The 545-nt window shown below is 63.9% G+C and carries 1 protein-coding gene; it reads right to left on the reverse strand.

The features are described 5' to 3' along the window. Positions 1-267, reverse strand: a 267-nt coding sequence (locus PKE99_RS38600) for a nicotinamide phosphoribosyltransferase domain-containing protein (RefSeq protein WP_271215177.1), incomplete at its 3' end; no start/stop codon positions are given. Between the last annotated feature and the right edge of the window lie 278 nt (positions 268-545).

A 545-nucleotide genomic window follows, 5' to 3' on the forward strand; every position in this document is an offset into this window, starting at 1 on the left:
GTTCAGGATGCCCAGCCAGTTCTCGCGATTGAAGTGCATCCCCTGCTCGCGGACCACGAACTCGGCCTCGTCGATGTCCTCGAGCGTGATCGGCTTCATCAGCTTCTCGCGCAGGTAGACCTGGAGACCGACGAACATCGTCACCGGGAACAGCCCGCCGCGGGACTCGATGTAGCTGGACACGTACTCCGTGACCTTCGGGTACAGCGGGTAGTGGCAGTGCTTGTAGTTGTCCGTGTCGATGATCAGGTTGTCGAGATACCCCATCGATCCGCCTTCGTGAGAGTCGTTTCTACTGGTGGACTTCGTGCGCGTTTCGGGGCCGGCCTTCGTAGCGGCCGGCCGGGAGCGTCGCTCAGATCGGACGCCCCGTTCACACCCCGCAGAGCCTGGCTCACCGAGCCTGTCGAAGCTAGGGGTCACAAGCGGAATTACACGATCGTAACGTTTCTACCCGATCGAACCTGGCCGACTTGGGGTAATTCGGGCACGCCGCGACGGGCGACCCTGCGGGCGACCCGGCGACCGCCCGCCGCGCAGCGGTG

The sequence above is a fragment of the Pseudonocardia halophobica genome (assembly GCF_027922425.1).
Lineage (GTDB): Bacteria > Actinomycetota > Actinomycetes > Mycobacteriales > Pseudonocardiaceae > Pseudonocardia > Pseudonocardia halophobica.